This window comes from Paenibacillus sp. CCS19 (genome assembly GCF_033239625.1).
Classification (GTDB): domain Bacteria; phylum Bacillota; class Bacilli; order Paenibacillales; family Paenibacillaceae; genus Paenibacillus_T.
The window spans coordinates 1-20,274 of sequence record NZ_BTCK01000020.1 but is presented as its reverse complement, the minus strand read 5'-3'; the positions used below and the strand labels follow the sequence as shown (position 1 = coordinate 20,274).

Annotated in this window: 13 protein-coding genes; 6 read left to right on the top strand and 7 right to left on the bottom strand. The window is 54.2% G+C overall.

The window, feature by feature from the left end; translation table 11 throughout:
* Positions 1-74: 74 nt before the first annotated feature.
* Entirely contained in the window at positions 75-473 is a 399-nt protein-coding gene (gene gcvH / locus SBI19_RS15045) for a glycine cleavage system protein GcvH (RefSeq protein ID WP_317969547.1), read from the bottom strand.
* A gap of 135 nt (positions 474-608) precedes the next feature.
* Between gcvH and gcvT the strand changes: the two genes are divergently transcribed.
* From gcvT to SBI19_RS15020, 5 genes are all read left to right on the top strand, one after another.
* A complete protein-coding gene (gcvT, locus tag SBI19_RS15040; protein ID WP_317969545.1) occupies positions 609-1,739 on the top strand; it encodes a glycine cleavage system aminomethyltransferase GcvT in 1,131 nt (376 codons plus the stop codon).
* Between the two features lie 6 nt (positions 1,740-1,745).
* Entirely contained in the window at positions 1,746-3,113 is a 1,368-nt protein-coding gene (gene gcvPA, locus SBI19_RS15035; protein WP_317969543.1) for an aminomethyl-transferring glycine dehydrogenase subunit GcvPA, read from the top strand.
* Positions 3,110-4,591, top strand: coding sequence for an aminomethyl-transferring glycine dehydrogenase subunit GcvPB (gcvPB, locus tag SBI19_RS15030; protein ID WP_317969541.1), 1,482 nt, complete (start codon positions 3,110-3,112; stop codon positions 4,589-4,591). The genes gcvPA and gcvPB overlap by 4 nt, the downstream gene beginning before the upstream one ends.
* 251 nt (positions 4,592-4,842) lie before the next feature.
* On the top strand, positions 4,843-6,744 hold the full coding sequence (locus SBI19_RS15025) for an LTA synthase family protein (RefSeq protein ID WP_317969539.1): 1,902 nt from the start codon (positions 4,843-4,845) through the stop codon (positions 6,742-6,744).
* Between the two features lie 89 nt (positions 6,745-6,833).
* The gene (locus SBI19_RS15020) at positions 6,834-7,502 is read left to right on the top strand and encodes a phosphatase PAP2 family protein (RefSeq protein WP_317969537.1); all 669 of its coding nucleotides are present in this window, start codon (positions 6,834-6,836) and stop codon (positions 7,500-7,502) included.
* Between the two features lie 915 nt (positions 7,503-8,417).
* On the opposite strand, the gene SBI19_RS15015 is transcribed toward SBI19_RS15020, so the two are convergent.
* The 6 genes from SBI19_RS15015 to SBI19_RS14990 form a co-directional block, all read right to left on the bottom strand.
* Positions 8,418-8,891, bottom strand: coding sequence for a cupin domain-containing protein (locus SBI19_RS15015; RefSeq protein WP_317969535.1), 474 nt, complete (start codon positions 8,889-8,891; stop codon positions 8,418-8,420).
* A 116-nt stretch (positions 8,892-9,007) separates the two neighbouring features.
* On the bottom strand, positions 9,008-10,252 hold the full coding sequence (locus tag SBI19_RS15010) for an ABC transporter substrate-binding protein (RefSeq protein ID WP_317969533.1): 1,245 nt from the start codon (positions 10,250-10,252) through the stop codon (positions 9,008-9,010).
* The gene (locus SBI19_RS15005) at positions 10,252-12,837 is read right to left on the bottom strand and encodes a putative bifunctional diguanylate cyclase/phosphodiesterase (protein WP_317969531.1); all 2,586 of its coding nucleotides are present in this window, start codon (positions 12,835-12,837) and stop codon (positions 10,252-10,254) included. The genes SBI19_RS15010 and SBI19_RS15005 overlap by 1 nt, the downstream gene beginning before the upstream one ends.
* A 277-nt stretch (positions 12,838-13,114) precedes the next feature.
* Positions 13,115-15,271 (bottom strand): assimilatory nitrate reductase catalytic subunit NasC, encoded by a 2,157-nt coding sequence (nasC, locus tag SBI19_RS15000; RefSeq protein ID WP_317969665.1) that lies wholly within the window; start codon positions 15,269-15,271, stop codon positions 13,115-13,117.
* 5 nt (positions 15,272-15,276) lie between these two features.
* The gene (gene nirB / locus SBI19_RS14995) at positions 15,277-17,694 is read right to left on the bottom strand and encodes a nitrite reductase large subunit NirB (RefSeq protein WP_317969529.1); all 2,418 of its coding nucleotides are present in this window, start codon (positions 17,692-17,694) and stop codon (positions 15,277-15,279) included.
* Between the two features lie 395 nt (positions 17,695-18,089).
* Complete coding sequence (locus tag SBI19_RS14990; RefSeq protein WP_317969527.1) at positions 18,090-18,959, bottom strand: hypothetical protein; 870 nt, start codon at positions 18,957-18,959, stop codon at positions 18,090-18,092.
* A 230-nt stretch (positions 18,960-19,189) separates the two neighbouring features.
* Between SBI19_RS14990 and SBI19_RS14985 the strand changes: the two genes are divergently transcribed.
* On the top strand, positions 19,190-20,113 hold the full coding sequence (locus SBI19_RS14985) for a prohibitin family protein (RefSeq protein ID WP_317969525.1): 924 nt from the start codon (positions 19,190-19,192) through the stop codon (positions 20,111-20,113).
* Positions 20,114-20,274: the final 161 nt, after the last annotated feature.

Here is a 20,274-nt window from a genome sequence, read left to right as displayed (position 1 = left end):
CGGACTATGGTCGGTAGACATCTACTATTATCCTCTATTGGTCACATTTTCCCCTCCTGCTTTTTGAACAACCTCTATGAGGACGATGACAACAACTTCTCATATTGTTCAGCTGTCAGCAGCCGCTGCAGCGCGTCGCTTGCATCACCCGCCGCCTCAATTTCCACGAGCCATCCATCCTCGTAAGGCTTCTCATTGACAAGTTCCGGCGCTGTTTGAAGCTGCTCATTGACCCGTACGATAACGCCATCCAGCGGGCTGAACAGGTCAGACACGGTCTTCACCGATTCAATCGTCCCCATCGGCTGCAAAGCGGTTGTCGTCGTACCGACCGACGGAAGCTCCACATAGACAATGTCGCCAAGCAGGCATTGCGCATAGTCGGTAATGCCTACCCGAATGACTCCATTCTTCGATAACACTGCCCATTCATGCTCTTCGGTATAGCGAAGCTCTTGCCGAATGTCGCTCATGTTCCACAGCCTCCCTGCGTATGCATATAGAACAGCTATCCCTCTGCAGTCCCTATTCCTCCTATGTTTATGACGAGACAGCGGCGGATAGCCCTTCTTGGGTCCAACCTATCCCTTACATGATGAGGTGATTCGATGACGATGCGCAGAAGAACGCCCCTTTATCCGCTCTACGACGAGCAGCCAAGCGTGCGCTGCATCGATTTCGCGGGCTGGGAGCTGCCCGTACAGTTCGCCGGCATTGTGAAGGAGCATGAGGCGGTTCGGCACGCCGCCGGGTTGTTCGATGTTTCGCATATGGGCAGGCTTATCGTAACCGGAATATTCGCAGAGGCCTTCCTCCAACATTTGACGACGAATGACGTTACGCAGCTGAAGGATGGACGCGCGCAGTATTCCTTGCTGTGCAGCCCTATTGGCGGGATAATTGATGATTTGCTTGTTTATCGGCTGTCAGCCGATCAGTATATGCTCGTCGTTAATGCCGCGAACACCGCTACCGATCTGGAATGGCTTCGCGAGCATCTGATCGGTGACGTGACGATTGAAGATCATACGGAGACAACGGCTCTTATCGCGCTGCAAGGCCCTGATGCGGAAGTGATTCTAGCAGGTTTGGCCGGTAGCTATGCCAAGGCGATTACGACCCTTGCTCCGTTCCAATTCAAAGCCGATGTACCGATCGCCGGAGCTTCGGCGCTCGTCTCTCGCACAGGTTATACGGGCGAGGACGGGTTCGAGCTTTATACGAGCGCGGAGGACGCCCCTGCCTTATGGCGCGAATTGCTGCAGGCCGGAGCACACATTGGCTTGCAGCCAGCAGGACTCGGCGCACGGGACACGCTGCGGCTGGAAGCCAAGCTTCCGCTGCATGGACACGAGCTGTCTGCTTCGATTACACCGCTGGAAGCCGGCCTGCGCGCATTCGTCAAGCTTGATAAAGGCAGCTTCATTGGACGCAAGGCGCTGCTGACACAGCTGGCAGACGGCGGTCCGTTCCGCAGACTCGTCGGCATCGAGGTGCTGGAACGCGGCATCCCTCGCAGCGGCTGCGACGTCTATACGAACGGCGGTGTTCAAGCGGGCTATGTAACATCCGGCACCCATTCCCCTTCGCTGAAACGCAATATCGGTCTCGCGCTGCTCAGCGTGGAATACGCCGAGCTTGGCACGGAGCTCATCGTCGATGTACGCGGAACGCAGCACAAAGCCGTTGTCGTGCCGACGCCCTTCTATCGCCGCGCCTCTTTCTCGCCGAGGAGGTGACCACATATGCCTTCCTATCGCCATCGCTACCTGCCGATGACCGATCAAGATGAAGCCGACATGCTTCGGACGATCGGCGCTACCTCTGTCGATGAGCTGTTCCGTGATATTCCGAATGCCATTCGTTATCAAGGAACGTTGCCGATTTCGGCGCCGCTCGATGAACCTGCGTTGTGGGCGCATCTGCGCGAGCTGGCGGAGCGCAATACCGATGCTACCCGATGCGTCAGCTTTCTCGGAGCGGGACTGTATGACCACCACATTCCAGCCGTTATCGGCCATCTGATATCACGATCGGAATTTTATACCGCCTACACGCCTTATCAGCCGGAAATCAGCCAGGGCGAGCTGCAGGCGATATTCGAATTTCAATCTTATATCTGTGAATTAACCGCCATGCCGGTCGCCAATGCGAGTATGTACGACGGCGCAACGGCGCTTGCCGAAGCGGGACTGCTCGCTGCCGGAACAACTCGCCGCAAGCGGCTTGTCGTATCGAGAGCCGTTCACCCCGAAACCCGCCAGCTCATCGCCACGACTGCACGAGGACTTGGCCTCGAAATCGCGGAGGTCGATTATATAGCCGGAGACGGAACGACCAATCTGGAGCTGCTGGAGCAGGCGGTGAACGATCAGACTGCAGCTGTCATCGTTCAGTCGCCGAATTTCTTCGGCTGCATCGAGCGTCTTGCCGATATCGCAGCGTTGACGCACGCGCATAGCGCACTGCTCGCTGTCAGCGTTAATCCGCTGTCGCTCGGGCTTCTCGAGCCGCCTGGCCGCCTTGGTGCCGATATCGTCGTCGGCGATGCGCAGCCGCTTGGCATTCCGCAGTCATTCGGCGGGCCGACTTGCGGCTTCTTCGCTGTCGCGGAGCCGCTCATGCGGCGCATGCCCGGCCGAATCGTCGGCCAGACCGTCGACCGCAGCGGCAAGCGCGGCTTCGTGCTGACGCTGCAAGCGAGAGAGCAGCATATTCGGCGAGAGAAGGCGACGTCCAACATCTGCTCGAATCAAGCGCTGCTCGCCTTGTGCGCCGCCGTATATTTGTCCGTCATGGGCAAACAAGGCATCCAAGAGACAGCCCTTCTCAATACGCGCAAGGCGCACTATGCCGCTTCCAGCGCAGCCGCCATCCCAGGGTATTCCGTGCCGATGGGCGCTCCATTCTTCAATGAATTCGTCCTCCGACTTCCCGCCAAGCTTTCTTATGAAACACTAAGTACACGGTTATTGGCCAATGGCATTCTCGCCGGTTATGACCTGGGACAGTCTTATCCCGAGCTGGCCGGTCATATGCTGCTTGCCGTGACGGAGAAGCGAACGCAGGCGGACATTGATCTTCTGCTGGCACGATTGGAGGAATACGTATGAACGGAAACAGCCATATATCGGATAACGGCGGTACGCCGTTTATTTTCGACCGAAGCAAACCTGGCCGCATCGCCTACTCCCTGCCCGACTGCGATGTGCCCGAGCTGCCTGCCGAGCAGCTCATCCCTACCAGCCTTCTGCGTACAACGCCGGCCGCGCTTCCCGAGGTATATGAGGTCGATGTGGTGCGGCACTATACGGCGCTGTCGCGGCGCAACTTCGGCGTCGATAACGGCTTCTACCCGCTGGGCTCGTGCACAATGAAATATAATCCGAAGCTCAATGAGGATGCCGCCAAGCTGCCCGGTTTCGCGGGCATCCATCCGTACCAGCCGACATCCACAGTCCAAGGCGCACTCGAACTGCTATACACGTTGCAAAATGACCTCGCCGCCCTAACCGGCATGGACAGCGTCACCTTGCAGCCCGCCGCAGGCGCACATGGCGAATGGACCGGCCTCATGATCATTCGCGCCTATCATGAGAGCCGCGGCGAGCGGCGGACAAAGGTGCTCGTCCCCGACTCCTCGCATGGCACGAATCCGGCCAGCGCATCCGCGGCTGGTTATACGACCGTGACGATCAAGTCGGATGCGCACGGACTTGTCGATCTTGATGCGCTCCGCGCAGCCGCTGGGCCAGATACGGCCGCGCTTATGCTCACGAATCCGAACACGCTTGGCTTGTTCGAGTCCCATATTGAAGAGATCGCCGCGATTGTCCATCAAGCCGGCGGTCTGCTCTACTATGACGGCGCGAATGCGAATGCGATCATGGGCATCGCTCGTCCCGGCGACATGGGCTTCGACGTCGTCCATCTGAATTTGCACAAAACGATGAGCACGCCGCACGGCGGCGGCGGTCCTGGTGCCGGACCGGTTGGCGTGAAACAGCTGCTCGAGCCTTTTCTGCCGAAGCCGCTTATTGTCCGTCATCCGGACGGCACTTATGGCTATGACGATAATCGCCCGCACTCGATCGGCCGAATCAAGCCGTTCCACGGCAATTTCGGCATTCTGGTGCGGGCGTACGCCTATATTCGATCCTATGGCCCGCTTGGTCTTCGGCGCGTATCCGAATGCGCGGTGCTGAACGCGAACTATCTATTAAGCAGGCTGAGCGCCGCCTATGACGTGCCGTATCCCGGCCTGTGCAAGCATGAGTTTGTCCTATCGGGGGCGAAGCAGAAGGCGCTTGGCATCCGTACGCTCGATATCGCGAAGCGGCTGCTCGACTTCGGCATCCATCCGCCTACCATTTATTTTCCGCTCATCGTGGAAGAAAGCATCATGATCGAACCAACGGAAACCGAGAGCAAAGAAACGCTTGATGCGTTCGTCGACGCGATGCTCCAGGTCGCATGGGAGGCGGAGCACTCGCCCGACACGATTCTGCAAGCGCCAAGCACTACCGTCGTAAGCCGGCTGGACGAAGCGCTCGCTGCGCGGCGGCCGGTGCTCCACTGCGATTGCAGCTAATAGCTCAGGCGCAGGTCCGAGTGCAAAACCTAGACTAGGATCGCGTTGAATCTGTCATCCGATCAGACGTATAATCAACCTATTGTAAATTACCTCTTACTGGTCGCCGCGCTAGTTCATTCTTCGACAAGTGACCAACTGTCAACTGCGACAAATAATTCGAGTTGTAAATGACAGTTCAAATCGCTAAACTTAGTACTTGGTTATTACTTGATTGTTAACGTTGACGTAAGATCGGAGAGGGTCAGAAAGTGAATCGCACTTGGAAAACGTGGCTGTGGAGTCCGTTCGTAGTTTTTACCGTTATTATGACCTTGAAGTTCTATATGTCCTGGAATGTCATCTATGACACCGGATTCAGCTGGAAGCCACTGCTCACCGAGCTGCCGATCATTTGGGCTATCTTCGCTGTCATTGAACTGTTGGCGTCCAAGCGCAAGCTTGGCATCTATTTATTCGTGAACTTATTGCTGACAGCCGTTTATTTCGCCGTCATTATGTATTACAAATATTTTGGCATCATCGTCACGTACCATGCGCTCGCACAGGTCGGGCAAGTTGGCGAAGTGAAGGGCAGCGTATTCCAGCTCATGCATGCGTCGTTCCTGCTCATCTTCCTAGACATTGTACTCATTGGACTTGCGCTTACCTTCTATCGCCGCTTCCGCGGCTGGGCCAAGCTGTCTGCCGTTCGCGCGCCGCGCATCGCATCGGCTGCTTTACTGGTTGTCGCTATCGCCTGCTCCGTCGTTACCATCTGGAAGCATGACGGCGTGCTGAATGAAGTGCGTCAGACCGAAGAGATGGGCATTATCAACTACGAGCTGTACAAAGTCGTTCGGACAAGCGACGCGGAACGCACCATACCGATCGCAGAGGTTACTCGTTCAGCCATTGATGAGCTGAAGGGCTGGACGCCATCTACAGCCGCTCCTGCCCACTGGGCGGAGGCCAAAGGTCGCAACGTGATCGTCATTCAGCTTGAAGCATTCCAGAACTTCTTGCTGGATCTCCATGTTGAAGGACAAGAGGTTACGCCTATATTGAACCAGTTGAAGAACGAGGGCGTATACTTCAATCATATGTTCCAGATGGCCGGACAAGGCAATACGTCGGATGCCGAGTTTATTACGAACACTTCGTTCTACGTGCCGCCTGTCGGCGCAGCAACGGACGAATACATTAACTATTCGCTTCCTTCTCTGCCGAAACATTTTAAGGAAGCAGGCTATTTGACCGCTACGTTCCATACGAATGACGTGAAGTTCTGGGATCGGGATGCCATGTACCCGGCGCTCGGCTTCGACTACTACTACGATAAATCTTGGTATGGGGAAGAGGATACGATCGCTTTCGGCTCGTCCGATAAGATTTTGTATGACAAGGCGATCACCGAAATTGCAGACATTAATAAGTCCGGCAAGTCGGTGTATGCGAACATTATCTCCATGTCTTCGCATCACCCGTTCAACTACCTGCCGGAGTCGATGCCAAAGCTGAAGCTGCCTGAGAAATACGAAGGTTCCTTCGCCGGCAATTATATTCAATCCCAGCATTATACGGATGAAGCACTGGGCGTTCTGATTAATAAAATGAAAGAAGCCGGCATTTGGGATAACAGCGTGCTCGTCATTTATGGCGACCACATGGGATTGCCGGTTTACTCGCTTGATGACACGGACCGCGAGCTGCTGGAGACGGTGCTCGGCAAGCCGTATAGTTATTCGAGCATGCTCAATATCCCGCTTCTCGTCGTCGCTCCCGGTCTGCTGGAACCTGAGGTTCGTACGCAGACGGCTGGACAGATCGACATTATGCCGACGATTGCCAACTTGGCGGGATTGTCGCTGAAGGACGATATTTATTTTGGCCAAGACCTGTTGAATCATACGAGCAACCTGCTGCCTGAACGGTATTATCTGCCTTCCGGCTCGTTCATTAACGATAAGAGCATCTTCGTTCCTGGCGAACAGTTCCAAGATGGTGTCGTCTACCCGCTGCCGGCTGATCCGGATGCGCCTGCGTATCCGACTGCCGATGAGTTCAATCGTGCGCGTCGCCTGCTCAAGATGTCTAACAGCTATATCATGTCCCTTCCTCCTGCGGATGGACATACAGAATCAGGCGCAACGCGTACGACATCACAGAAATAAAGTAGTTCAAAGTCGTCTTTCTCGCAATCTTCTCGGTGCTGAAAACCCGACTTTTTGAACACGAACATAAAAGGAGATGGATCGCCATTATGCCTTCTATCCGTAAGTGGCTGGACCGCGATAGAATGACCTTTCTCGCCCCATTGCTGCTGATGCTTGTATTCCCTGTACTCGGTTATTTGTACAAAGCGTTCAACCAACCGACCGATCAGGTATACAGCTTGGTCACGTCGTTCGATGAGGCGACGCCTTTCTTGAAAGTGTTCGCTCTGCCGTACTCGATCTGGATCGTTTATATTTATATCTGCCTTATTTATTTCTTCTTCAAAGATCGGACGTCGTACTACCGCGGCATTCTGCTGTATACGCTGTGCGCGCTGTCCTGCTATATGATCTACTCGATGTTCCAGACGACTGTGCCGCGTCCTGAAGTTCTCGGCAACGATGTGTTCTCGCAGTTAATGCGGTATGTGTATCATCGCGACCAGCCATTCAACTGCTTCCCGAGCATTCACTGTTTCTCGAGTTATCTGATGATTCGCTTGCTTAGCGCGAGTCCCATTCGGAATAAGGTGAACCGCGTGCTCATCTATGGCATGTCTACGACGATCATTGCGTCGACGCTGTTTGTGAAACAGCACGTACTGTGGGATGTAATCGGTGCGGTAACGCTCGTTGAGGTGATGTACCTGCTTGTCGTGGTGGTGCTGCCGCGGACAGTTGGTGCGAGAGCGCGTCAACGGGGTCTGGATGCTTAAAATTTGCGGGAAACCCTATGGGTAAAAGGCGGGGTTCACTGCGTGACCGAATGTTCTTTCGATCGCTGTTTTCCTCGGATTGTCCTGATTATATAAATTCAGAAGTGGTAACAATCCGGAGTGACAAAGGCGAACGCTGACGCTTCTACAGAATCATTCGCTCACTCCGTTCACAGTGCCTTCATGCAAGCCTGCAGCGAATTCCGCTGCAGGCTTTTTGTGTAATATTGGGCTCGCGGGATTGAAATGGATCTCCGCGTCGCTGGAGGAATAGATGGGCGGGTCGCCTGTTCACGCTTCGAGTGGACTTCGTCCTCTCTGCGTGAAGGGGCAAGAGACGAGAGATAATTACTTGGCTTGTTATAGGTTATAGGTGGTGAGGTGCGGATAAGTAACGTTTGCGATGATTGAGGTTGGTCTGAGATAGTCGAAGGCTGCGATGAAGGAACTCAGTTCAAACATTAACGATTGCGATAGAGCTTATCGGGCTCGAAAAGCGTTGATTACTCGTTTAACGGTTACCGTTGAGCTTATTGGGCGAGCTTGTGCTTGGCAGGGGTGATTATTGCATCATTTGGTTCTCGTACAACCGTTCGCGATTGAGGAGCTGCGTTTTACGCGCAATAGCTGTTGTAGCAACCGTTGCGGCGCTGAGCGAGTGACATTGTAGGGGCAGTAGAGCTTGTGGAGAAGGAGAGCTAATCGCCGCGGGCATTTTGATGTGGGGCAAGTGGGCTGGATTGCCTTCAAGACGAGTGGCAAGCGGATGAATGATCAGCGGGACGTTGGGGTATAACAAAGAAGCAGCTAGCCTTAGGGCGACTGCCTGATAAGTAGAACCCCCCTCACGCTTGGCATCAACGGACCTTAAGTCCAGCCGATGCGATGCTGAGGGGTGTTTCGATTACAACGCGATTATTTCTTGTCGATGAGCTTAAAGTCGTCGTAGTGGAAGCCCGGTGCGACGACGCACGAGACGAGAACCGGCTCGTTGCCCAGCGGACGGGCTTTCTGCCAGACGCGCGCAGGGACGAGCGCCTGCGGGTGCTGTCCAGCGGCTACGTCGCCGCCGACGATAATCTCGGTCTCTTCACCCGGCTTGTCCCCGTCGCCGCCGAGCGTCAGCAGCAGCGGGCTGCCCGAGTGCCACAGCCATAGCTCATCCGATAATACCGTATGCCATGCCGATTGTTCGTCCGGATGCAGGACGAAGTAGATCGACGATGCTGCGAAACGCGGTCCCGAGTAGTCGCCGCCGAGCGTTTCATGCGGAATCGTGAAGGATGCTTTCCAAATCTCTTTGTACCAGCCGCCTTCAACGTGCGGCTGCAGTCCAAGCTTCTCCACAAGCTCGGATCTTTCCAACGTTGCTGTTGTCGTGTTAGTCATCTCGATGCTCCTATCCATTCTATTCTGTAGTCTACCCATACAATAGCTACTAGTGTAGACGGATTGAATAGGATTGTAAATGGAGGAATGTTAGCAACAAGCCCACACTCTCGTCCCTATCGGCGCGCGTTCAGCGGCGACATCAGCTCCAGTCGGTCCGCCAGCTGCGACATTATGTTGGACTCAATCGTCGAGGCGATTTGATCCGAGGACGTATCTGTATTGATGCGCCAGCCGAGCTCCTTGTCCCAGATTGCGCTTGCCGCCGCGTCCAATGGCGTACGGCGAATTTCATTCAACCGGTCATACCACTTCGAAATCTTTAGCGATTTAAGATATCCATCCCGCCGCTGAAGCTGGAAGGTCGAGAACTTCCATGCAAGATCCTTGTTGCCGCTTTCCTTCGGAATCGCAGTCACCCAGCCGGTAATAATGGCATATTGATTGAGAGGAAGCCGTGTCGTCCTCCACAGCCGGTAGCTATCCTGCGCCCAGTTCTGCAAGTGAGGGTCGCCCCACTCCCCATTCGTGAACATGACGAGTTCGCCATTGCGAATGGCTTCCTGTCCAGACGCTTCCCAGATCGTTGCTCCCAGCGGCAAACCAAGCTTATTCGACTGCTTCGCAATCGCAATCGCAGACACGAACTCCGTCGCATTTCGCGTAAATGAACCATCGTTATTGAAAAATCCGTACGACATATCCAACACCTGCAGCAAATCGGTCGGCTTCTGCATGATTCGCTTGCCCTTCAATGCGAGCTTCTTCGCCATCGCCAGCCAGCGTTCAGGACTTTCCATATAGCGCCCAAGCTCTTCCGGATCATCCGGGTAGCCATACTCTTTCATGACATCGGCCCGGTAGTAAGTGACGTTTGCGTGCAATATCTGAGGCATAAAGACGACATGCTGACGATCAAGCGACCGAAAATAGGACAAATCTATGCCGGGAAAATAGCTGTTGATAACAGACTTGGCATCATACGGCGCTAAGTCCAATGACTCGAAGATATCATAGTCAACTAAGTCTCGAATCAGTGAATAATCGAATTCAATCAGATCCGGCGGATTCGAACTGTCTAGTGCCGCTAATATATCTTGCGAATTACTGCCGTTCATTGAAATCCATTCAATATTAACGCCATACATCTGTTCAAACGTCTCGACATTGCCTCGATCTTCTGCATTGCCTGACAGGATACGCAATATCGGCTTATCATCGCGCTTCGTCTCAACCTTCTCGCTTGCAATAGAGAGCCTCACCTCTTCGCTTGACCCGCTGCTGCAGCCTGTGAATAGAAGCGTGAGTGCAGCGACCGCTGGCCATATGCGCCAGCCTCCTCGACGGAATAACCGGTTCATCACGCTTCCCTCCTTTGGTCTTCCAGACCCCGACCGAACCAGTTTATAATCTGTTCAGCCGGGACAGCCTTGCCATAATAAAACCCTTGCTGCAGCCAGCAGCCCGCTTCTCCCAGCGCATCCGACTCTCCGATCGTCTCCACGCCCTCGGCGACTACAAGCCAATTGCGCGATCGCGATAACAGCATCATCGTCTCGACAATCGAACGTTTATCCTTGTCTTCGTGAAGACCTTTCACGAATGTCCGGTCGATTTTGAACCCGTCTATAGGCATTCGATTGAGCATTCCCAATGATGAGTATCCTGTGCCAAAATCATCGATCCACACCTTAACGCCATGCTCCTTCAGACGAAGAAGCTCCGCTATAACGCGCTCTGGATATCGCGCAAACACTTCTTCCGTAATTTCCACCTCGAATAACCGCGGCGGCGTGCCGGTCGTCTCGAGCAGCTGCTCCAGATAACCGACGATCCCATGCATCTGAATCTGTGTCGGAGACAGGTTGATCGCCACCGGCGCCGGTGTTAATCCTTGATCGAGCCATTCGTTGATCTGGCGGCAAGCTTCGCGTGCGACCCATTCACCGATCGGCTTCAACAGTCCGCAGCTCTCGGCAATAGGAATGAACTGGGCGGGCGATACGAACCCGAAATCCGGATGGTGCCACCGCAGAAGCGCTTCGATCGACATCAGTCTATCCTGTTCTTTGTTATAGATCGGCATATAGTGAAGCTGCAGCTGGTTACGATCAAGCGCCTTATGCAGCTCAAACTCCAGACGCATCTGCTGGGTTAAATCGTTGTCCGGCTTCGTATAGAAACGGTATCCGTTGCCGCCTGCCGCCTTCGCTTCATACATGGCGAAGTCAGCGTTCTTCACGATCGTCTCTCGATCATCGCCGCTTATTGCCGAGGAGCTGATCCCCATGCTCGCAGTGACGAACAGCTCTTCACCGTTAATCAGGAACGGCCGCTTTAACTTGCTGATGAGATCGTCCGCCATCGTGCGAACCTCGCTGCGACGCTGATTAGAGACGAGCACGAATTCATCCCCGCCAAGACGCGCGATGAAAGCCCGGTCGTCCACCGTCCGCTGCAGTTGGAACGATACCTGCTGAAGCAGCAGGTCGCCGACCGCATGTCCGAGCGTGTCGTTAATGTGCTTGAACCGGTCAAGATCGATGAACACGACATAGATCTCGTCGTCCGGCCCCATTTCATCCATAACCCGCTTCAAATATTCATTGAAATTCCTTCTGTTCGGCAGTCCTGTCAGCATGTCAAGATACGCCTGCTCGCGGGACTCCATGAACATTAAACCAAGCTTCTCCGTTACGATTCGGAAATTGCCGACAAGCGAGTTGATCTCCTCCAGCCTCGATTGCGGCCAGACCGGCGCAATGTCATCTTTGACCTTGTCCGGAATACCATGCGAGACAACAGCAAGCCTGCGAACGCCCGATATGAAGAAGCGGTGAATCATAAGCGCGAACAAGCCGATAATCGCCGTCACGTACAAGCAGCTCATCATCTGTGCGTTGTACACCGAGTACACCTGATTGCGGTACGTATCAAGCGGCACTCGAACGAATAACTCGAACGTCCCCATGTCTACGGTGTAGATGAAGGACATATTCTTCCACTTAGAACCCGTTGAAATTAGATCTGCCGAGTCCGGGCTCCACATTCGACGCTCACTGAAGTACTGCTGCCAATTCTCCTGCCTCAGCCACTCGTAATCATATCGCGTGCCGCTTAGCATATGCAGAAGAACTCGTCCATCCTGCGCAACGAGAACAGCCTCATACGGATCGGAAGCGAGAACGCTGTTAATCATCCTCTTCACCATGGCAAGCTCCATATACCCGTTCAAACGCAGGCCTCTCTGTTCCTCCGGCGACATCGTCCTTATGCTTTCTGCAAGCGCTTGCGAAGCTTGCGTCGCTCTATTGTTGATGTCTTTAATGATCGTATGTTTATAGCTGTTGCCGCCGCTGATCAGGAACAGGATCGAGGAGCCAATCATCGCCGCCAGCATCATATGGATAAGCGCACGCGAAATTCGAATCGGCGGGTTCGACGCTATGCCGGTCAGCTTATGGATGCGAGCCGGCATATAGTTAGCAATCAGCTCTGCAAGCAGTACGTTGCATAAACCGCATGCCGTTATGATGTAGGTATAGAACATAATTTCCTGATTGATCGTGCCTGAATTCCCGCTGAGCAATACATACATCGGGATGCCAATCGCCGCCCAATAGATCGCACCTGCCCCGATGAAACCAAGCTTCGGCCATCGCATGTTAAGCGCAATGATAATGACGGCTTCTATTAGGTGGCTCCATAAGAGGAAGTCCGTACTCTGTGTACCAATGAGCGCCCCATAGACAAGCACAAGAAGCAGCAGACCTCTCCGCCAGCCGAACCAAGCGACTGCAAGGAACAAGAAGCCTGCTGTAAACGATCCGTTAATGCCGAAGAGCGGAGATATCGGAATGGAATAACTGCCATAGGCCAATAGTCCCAATGATACAAAAACGAAGCTAATTCTTCGAAATAGAAATCCGACAATCCGATTAGTCATGCTGTGCTCCTTCTAACTCGACGTTTGTAAAAGGATAATGGTTCAATTATCGTGGTTCTAAAGCGGCGCTTCGCTTCTATTGATGCATAACAGGCATATCGCCTTATAATCTTTAAGTCCTAGTCTCTATTAACATCGGCTGTTAGCACTCTATATTTCAGTGGGAAATCAGGAAGAACAGGAAAGATTTTCGTTTCCTTCACAATTTACCCCTTCATCGCAGCCGCCTAACAACACAAAAGCAGCGATCCAGGATGCTCCCGAACCGCTGCTGCTCTTATTCTTCATAGGAATGATTCGTTATAAAAGGCCTGATGCGCACCGCGCATACTTTGAATCCCGGCATCCGACAGGTCGGATCAAGCGCCTGATTCGTCAATACATTCACGTTCTGACTATCGCCCCAGTGCATCGGCACGAATACCGTATCATCCCGAATCGTGCGCGCGATCCTGCAGCGAACGACAATTTCGCCGCGGCGCGACGTAACGACCGCCAGCTTACCATCCGAAAGGCCATACAGCTTCGCCGTCTTCGGGTGCAGCTCCACGAACGATTCGAAATCACGGGAAGCAAGCGTATGGCTCCGCCTCGTCTGAACGCCCGTTAAGTAATGGCTCAATACACGCCCCGTAGTCAGATACATCGGGTATTCCTCGTCCGTCAGCTCCGCCGGCCAATGGTTGTCGACCGCGATCAGCTCCGCTCGTCCATCCCCATGGGCGAACGAATTTTCGAACATCCGTCCAACCCCATCGCCCTCCGGGTCTGGACACGGCCAGTAGACGCCTTCCTCACGGCGAAGCCGGTCATACGTTATGCCGTAGTAATCCGCGATTCCGCCGCGGCTGGCGACTCGGAGCTCCTCGAAGATTTGCTCCGCGCGCTCATATTGGAAATAAGCGCCGCGCCCGAGCCCGTCTGCCACGTCGCATAGAATACGCCAGTCATTCTTCGCTTCGCCGGGAGCAGGACGATGCCCCTCTCGCAACAGCACGCGTCCTTCCAGATTCGTGAGCGTTCCCTCGTTCTCCAAGTAAGCCGTCACCGGCAAAATCAAATCCGCCGAGCGAGCCGTCTCCGACATGAACATATCTGCCACAACGAGAAAATCGAGACGCTCCATCGCCTCTTGAACCAAGCTCGCGTTAGGGTTCGACACAACCGGATTGGATCCCATGACGAGCAGCGCACGAATGTCTCCCTCATACGCCTTCTCCATCATCTCGTAAGCCGACACGCCTTTGCCTGGCAGCTCGCCAGGATCGACGCCCCATACGTCTGCGATATATGCGCGGTGCTCCGGATTCTCGATCGAGCGGTAACCTGGCAGCTGGTCAGCCTTCTGCCCATGCTCGCGCCCGCCCTGTCCATTGCCTTGGCCTGTAATGGCGCCATAGCCGCAGCCAGGCTTACCGATCTTACCGGTCAGCAGCACGAGGTTCAGCAGGTTGCGTACCGCCATATAACCGTCTGTCTGCTGCTCAACGCCGCGAGCGGTGAATACCATCCCCGTCGCCGCCCTGCCGAAAGCCGATGCCGCCTTGCGAATCGAATCCGCAGGAACGCCTGTCATTGCCGCGATCTCGTCCAGCGATTGCTCCAGCAGATGCGAGCGAAGCGCATCATACCCTCGCGTCCTCTCCCGAACGAATGCTTCATCGACCAGCCCTTCATCGAGCAGCGCCCGCAGCATCCCATTCGCCAGCGAAGCGTCCATGCCAGGCTTTACTTTCAGATGCAGATCAGCGAGCTTCGATGTCCCCGTCTCGCGCGGATCAATGACGATGATGAACGTGCCATTCTCCTTCGCCCGGGTAAAATACGGCATTAACGTCGGCTGACATTCCGCGACGTTCGTGCCTGCAAGCACAATGCACTTCGCCAGCGGAATATCCGATAACGGGTTCGTCAGCCCTCGATCCAGGCCAAGCGCCTTGCTGCCGGCTGACGCCGCAGCCGACATACAAAACCGCCCGTTATAATCAATATGCTTCGAACGCAACGCCACCCGCGCGAACTTCCCGAGCAGGTAAGCCGTCTCATTCGTCAGCGATCCGCCGCCGTATACCCCAATCGCATCCGGGCCTGATTGCTGTGCAATCTGCTTAAAGCGATTAACAATTAACGCGATTGCATCTTCCCATGAAATGCGCTCAAATTTGCCATCACGTTTCACGAGCGGATATAGGATCCGATCCTCGCTGACCGCGTGCTGAAAGGCATTCATCCCCTTCACGCATAACCGGCCTTCTGACGCGCGATTCGGCTTCGCCTCCACCGTATACTGCGGTTCACCTACCACAGCGCTGCCCGATTCGGTCAGTGTCATCTTGCATTGCACGCTGCAGAACGGGCACTGCGTCTCCATGACAAGCGCAGTTACCACGGCTCCACCCCCATCTGAAGCTGCATGTTCGCATGGGTATAGCATTCTCTTCATGAGCATTCACCTCGTATGGCCATTGGCTGTTCAGCTTCGTATTGAGAGCGCAGCAGCAGCGTTCTGCGGCTGCGCGGATCGAGCACCCGCTCGCGGATCGCAACTACGCCTACGCGGTCCAGCCACTGCCAGACCGGCTCGCCGTACATCGCTTCTTCTGCATAGAGCTGGAGCACGGCTGCGACTGTATCAACGGCTGCGCGTTCATCCGGCTCCGTCAGGAGCAGCTTCGCTTCCTTCACCTCGATGCCGGCAGAACCGCCGGCATACAGCTCCCAGCCGCCTGGCACCCCGACGATGCCGATATCGCGGACCAGCGATCCCGCACGATGAAGCGGACTTGCCGACACAGCCGCGCTTACCGTCGTTGGCAGCTGCAGCCGCTCCAACCGCCGTTCCAACGCAGCCCCTACAGCTACGGAATCGCGCACAGCACCTCGCTCATAGACGATGCCGCCACAAGTTACAACCGATGCGACCGGACGGCCGTATGCATAAGCCGCAATCGGTCCGCCAAGCGTCTGCGATACACCTGCCGCTTCCGCCGCTGACAGGCCAAGCAGTTCAAGCCGCCCATCCCCATTGAGCTTGGCGAGCGGCACACGATATCGCTCGATCGCATCCGCGATTCGCCGCAGCTGCTCCGCTGTCGCCACGCCGCCGTACAAGCGCGGTTGAACAGCATAGGTGCCGTTCGCCAGCGCTGCATAGGCGCCTGAGTCCGACGCCGCGTCTGCCATAACGTCGATCTCGGTTGCCGCTGTCAGCGAAGCGGTCGAGACCAGATCGCCCCCGCTAGCGCTCAAGCGTCCCAGCGAACCGATATAATAACGAATCGCAGGACGACAGATCGTGCAGCCATCCGCCGTCCTCCAGCCGAGCGCAGCCATTGCTTCGCGAACGTTTGAGGTTCGGCTGGCAGCGATCGCATCCTTCAGCCGTTCGCGGCTTAACGTTGTGCAGCCGCACAATGGCGTTGCCTGCACCGCATCCTCATCGCCGCTCTCAAGCACGCATTGCAGCAGCGCCGAGACGAGCGGCTTGCAGCCGCCGCATGAGCTTGCTGCACGGGTGCACTCGCGCACCTGCTCGAACGTTTCGAGACCTTGCTCCCGAATGACGGACGTAATCGTCCCTTTGCTGACACCATTGCAAGAACAGATCGTTTCACTATCCGACAACCCGCTAACATACTCGGATGTCCCGCCGCCTGCCCCCCCTGAAGTCGACGCTTCCTGCTGGAGGACCGATATGTCTGCCCCCTGCTTCACATAGCCAAGCAGCTTGTTGCTGTCTCCGCTATCTCCGAATAGGACAGCTCCGACGATTCGATTGTCGCGAATGCCGATTTTGCGATACGTTCGACGAATGCCGTCATACGACATCTGCATCGTAGACAACTGCGAATCTTCGATATCGCCGACAGAGAACACATCCACCCCCGACACCTTCAATTGCGAATATAGAACCGAACCGCGATAACCTTCCGTCTCTTGTTCGCAGATCGCTTGCGCCAGCACCTTGCCCTGCTCATATAGAGGAGCGACCAGACCATATACCATCCCTCGATGCTCCGCACATTCCCCTACGGCGTAAACGTTCGGAGCGCTCGTCTCCATCCGATCATTAACGACGATCGCGCGATTTACCTCGATTCCGCTATCAATAGCAAGCCGAACATTCGGCTTAATGCCAACTGCAATGACGACTAGATCGACAGGAAGCCGCGTACCGTCTGTAAACTGGAGCGCTTCGACCCTTTTCCGGCCGATAATACGCTCTGTATTCCGATCCAGCCATATCTTCATTCCTTGCTTCTCCAGCTCTTGCTGGAGCATATTCGCAGCATGCGGATCAAGCTGCCGATTCATCAGATAGCGGCTGTTATGAATGACATGGACATCCTCCATCCCGAGATTGAGCAATCCTCGAGCGGCTTCGAGTCCAAGCAAACCGCCGCCGATCACGGCAGCACGCTTGTAGTTCGCCGCGGTCTCCACCATCGATTCGCAGTCCTTCATATTGCGAAATGCGGTCACGCCCGGCTTGTCGATTCCAGGGAGCGGCAGCATGAAGGGCAGCGACCCTGTCGCGATGATGAGCTTGTCATAAGCAGTCGCTCTGCGTCGGTCCGTACGAACGATTCGACGCTCCGTGTCAATGCCGGTAACCGTCTCGCCCGTGTAGAGGGTAATACCCCGTTCTTCGTACCAGGCGTACTCATTAATCGTGATCGCCGACATCGGCGTATCGCCTTGCAGCACCTTAGACAGCATGATTCGGTTATAGTTCGGATGCGGCTCCGCGCCGAATATCGTAATGTCGAACGCATCAGGACGCAGCTTCAATATTTCCTCGATACAGCGTACGCCTGCCATTCCGTTCCCGATGAGAACTAGCTTCTGCCTCGTCATCGCTTCCCCTCCAGGTCTCTACTCCAGATCCATCCCATTTAATCTCTCTATATTTATGTAAAGATAGTTGACATATTGTCAGCAAGGTTTACCTTAGTGAGGTTTTCAAGACACTTATGTTAGCATATATAACATCAATTCCAATGTACTCCACTGCTAAAAAATAATCAATAGCGATTTGGCATCATATCTAAGCCAATTAAGGAAGCCTCCTAAGAGTCCGATCCACGGTTTGTGTCAGATTACGTAACACAAATTTCGTTTTTGATTAACAATCGTTCAACCTTACGCCAAATCGTCGAGCCGATCCGATTATTTCCTCGGAAATAGACAAAATAACGCAAAAAGCAGCCTCCCCCGTCTGTTCCCGGCAGAGACTGCTGAATGGATCGTATTTATTTTACGTTTTGAACCAGCCTATCCCCCGATTCGTACGCATATTCTGCAGGCTTGTCGCTAAAAGGAATATACGCCTTGAACGTGTTCGACTCGCTGCTATAAATAACCCCGCCCTTGGCTTGCAGAAGCTCCGCCAAATTAACTGCCTCAAGCTGATCGCCGCTGATGCTGAATCGCACCAGAATCGAATGAATCGGCATGCCAGAGTCGGTATAGACGAGTTCATTGATGCCATCGTGATTCCAATCAACAAGCTGCGTGTGAGCGTTAAAATACAAATTTCGCACTGGAATCCCGTCTTCATATCGAACGTAATGCTCAACCGCACAATTCGCGCCACACGCGCCTAATATTCGGGCGTAGCTGTTGCCGAATAGGTCCACTTGGTCGATCGCAACGTCCTTCTCGTACACATCGCCGCCGATCGTGCCGAGCTCATAGATGTAATCGCCCGCTGCATATCCGATGAAGCGCTCTGTCGAATCGTCGTTATTCGGTTTGGCATAGATCCAATAACTCTTGCCCTCTGACTCAATCGTCCTTGTATGATCATTCGGGGCAATGGAAGATCTCAGCACCTTCAGAATAGGAAGCTCCGAATCCGCCAACGGCTGGAAGGTCAGCTTCACTTCCTGCGGGAAAGTCATCTCTTCATCCGAGTTGTCCAGGGCCGCCGATTGGTCGGTGACCGCAGACTGCTCATTCCTCTTTTCCAACTCCGGGTGATCGACCTCATTCATTTGATGTCCATCCACATTGGCCGGCTGCTCCCGCTGTTCTTTGACCGCCGTTAAAGCGACCAGCACCACGACCACCAATACAATTGCTCCCCCTGCCCATCCAAGCCACAGGTCCCTTCTCACCATATGCCCCTCATTCCATTGTCATCTTATTAAGATAGACTCTACATTGGCGAGGAAGGTTGCATGAAACCCGCATAGTTCCGGATTCGCCACATACGATTACACGGAGCGATTAACAAGGAGTATAGCTGAGACGAGTCTCCTGAATCCGATCGGAAGTAAATGCAACCTCGCAACGGGTATAGGCGTATTTCCTAATATAACCAACATTTTAATGGGAGGTAAGCTTAACAATGAGTACTGTAACGGATTTGAACCGTAATGCACCTCGCCGCGGTCCTCAGCCGGGCCGAATTATTGGCTGGAGTATCGGCGCATTGCTCGTACTATTGGTTGCCTTCAACAGCTATACCACTGTCGAATATGGTCATGTCGGATTGTACAAAACATTCGGAAAGTTAAACGACAACGTGAAGGAACCGGGCATTCATTTGAAGATTCCCTTCTTCCAATCGGTCATCGAGGTGAACACGCAGGTCACGAAAGCAGAAGCCGACTCGACGGCTTCCTCGAAGGATTTGCAGCCGGTGTCGACGCATGTCGCCGTTAACTATTCCGTCAATAAAGCGTCAGCTTTTAATCTCATGAACAATGTTGGCTCAAGCTACGATAACGTTATTATTAATCCGGCGGTGCAAGAGATCGTGAAAGAAGTGACTGCCCGCTATCCAGCCGAAGACTTGATTGCGAAGCGCGACATTGTCGCAGCCGAAATCAGCGACCTGCTGACGCAGCGTCTCGCCAAATACGATCTTATCGTGAGAGAGATTAACATCGTGAACTTCAAATTCAGTGACGCATTCAATCAATCCATCGAGGCGAAGCAGGTTGCCCAGCAGCAGGCGCTGAAGGCGGAGAACGACCTGAAGCGTGTGCAGATCGAAGCGAAACAGCTCGTCGCGCAGGCTGAAGCCGAAGCGCAGTCGCTGAAGCTGAAGAAGCAGGAAGTAACGCCGGAGCTCGTGCAGCTGAAGCAGATCGAAGTGCAGGAGAAGGCGCTGGACAAATGGGACGGCCGATTGCCAAGCGTTACCGGCGGCGCAACGCCATTCATCGATTTCACTTCTGTGATCAGGTCCAATTCGAGCGCAAGCACCAGTCAGGCGCCTGTCTCGCAGCAGTCGACGGAATCGGAAACGACGCAGACGCAGCCTTAATAAGAGTTGTTAACGCCTATGGCTCAGCCATAGGCGTTTTCTTTATTTGTTCGGCTTACCTGGACGTTTTAGGCGTACGGATACCAGAGCACGGATAGTTAGTGTACTTTTATGTATGCTAAGTCGGGAGGCCGCTGGATCGCGGACAGTTAATGTACTTT

What these genes read in the sequence shown, in the direction of transcription:
- gcvH (WP_317969547.1), bottom strand. Translation starts at nt 473, where the DNA reads ATGAGCGACATTCGGCAAGAGCTTCGCTATACCGAAGAGCATGAATGG.
- gcvT (WP_317969545.1), top strand. Translation starts at nt 609, where the DNA reads ATGACGATGCGCAGAAGAACGCCCCTTTATCCGCTCTACGACGAGCAG.
- gcvPA (WP_317969543.1), top strand. Translation starts at nt 1,746, where the DNA reads ATGCCTTCCTATCGCCATCGCTACCTGCCGATGACCGATCAAGATGAA.
- gcvPB (WP_317969541.1), top strand. Translation starts at nt 3,110, where the DNA reads ATGAACGGAAACAGCCATATATCGGATAACGGCGGTACGCCGTTTATT.
- SBI19_RS15020 (WP_317969537.1), top strand. Translation starts at nt 6,834, where the DNA reads ATGCCTTCTATCCGTAAGTGGCTGGACCGCGATAGAATGACCTTTCTC.
- SBI19_RS15015 (WP_317969535.1), bottom strand. Translation starts at nt 8,891, where the DNA reads ATGACTAACACGACAACAGCAACGTTGGAAAGATCCGAGCTTGTGGAG.
- SBI19_RS15010 (WP_317969533.1), bottom strand. Translation starts at nt 10,252, where the DNA reads ATGAACCGGTTATTCCGTCGAGGAGGCTGGCGCATATGGCCAGCGGTC.
- SBI19_RS15005 (WP_317969531.1), bottom strand. Translation starts at nt 12,837, where the DNA reads ATGACTAATCGGATTGTCGGATTTCTATTTCGAAGAATTAGCTTCGTT.
- nasC (WP_317969665.1), bottom strand. Translation starts at nt 15,271, where the DNA reads ATGCTATACCCATGCGAACATGCAGCTTCAGATGGGGGTGGAGCCGTG.
- nirB (WP_317969529.1), bottom strand. Translation starts at nt 17,694, where the DNA reads ATGACGAGGCAGAAGCTAGTTCTCATCGGGAACGGAATGGCAGGCGTA.
- SBI19_RS14990 (WP_317969527.1), bottom strand. Translation starts at nt 18,959, where the DNA reads ATGGTGAGAAGGGACCTGTGGCTTGGATGGGCAGGGGGAGCAATTGTA.
- SBI19_RS14985 (WP_317969525.1), top strand. Translation starts at nt 19,190, where the DNA reads ATGAGTACTGTAACGGATTTGAACCGTAATGCACCTCGCCGCGGTCCT.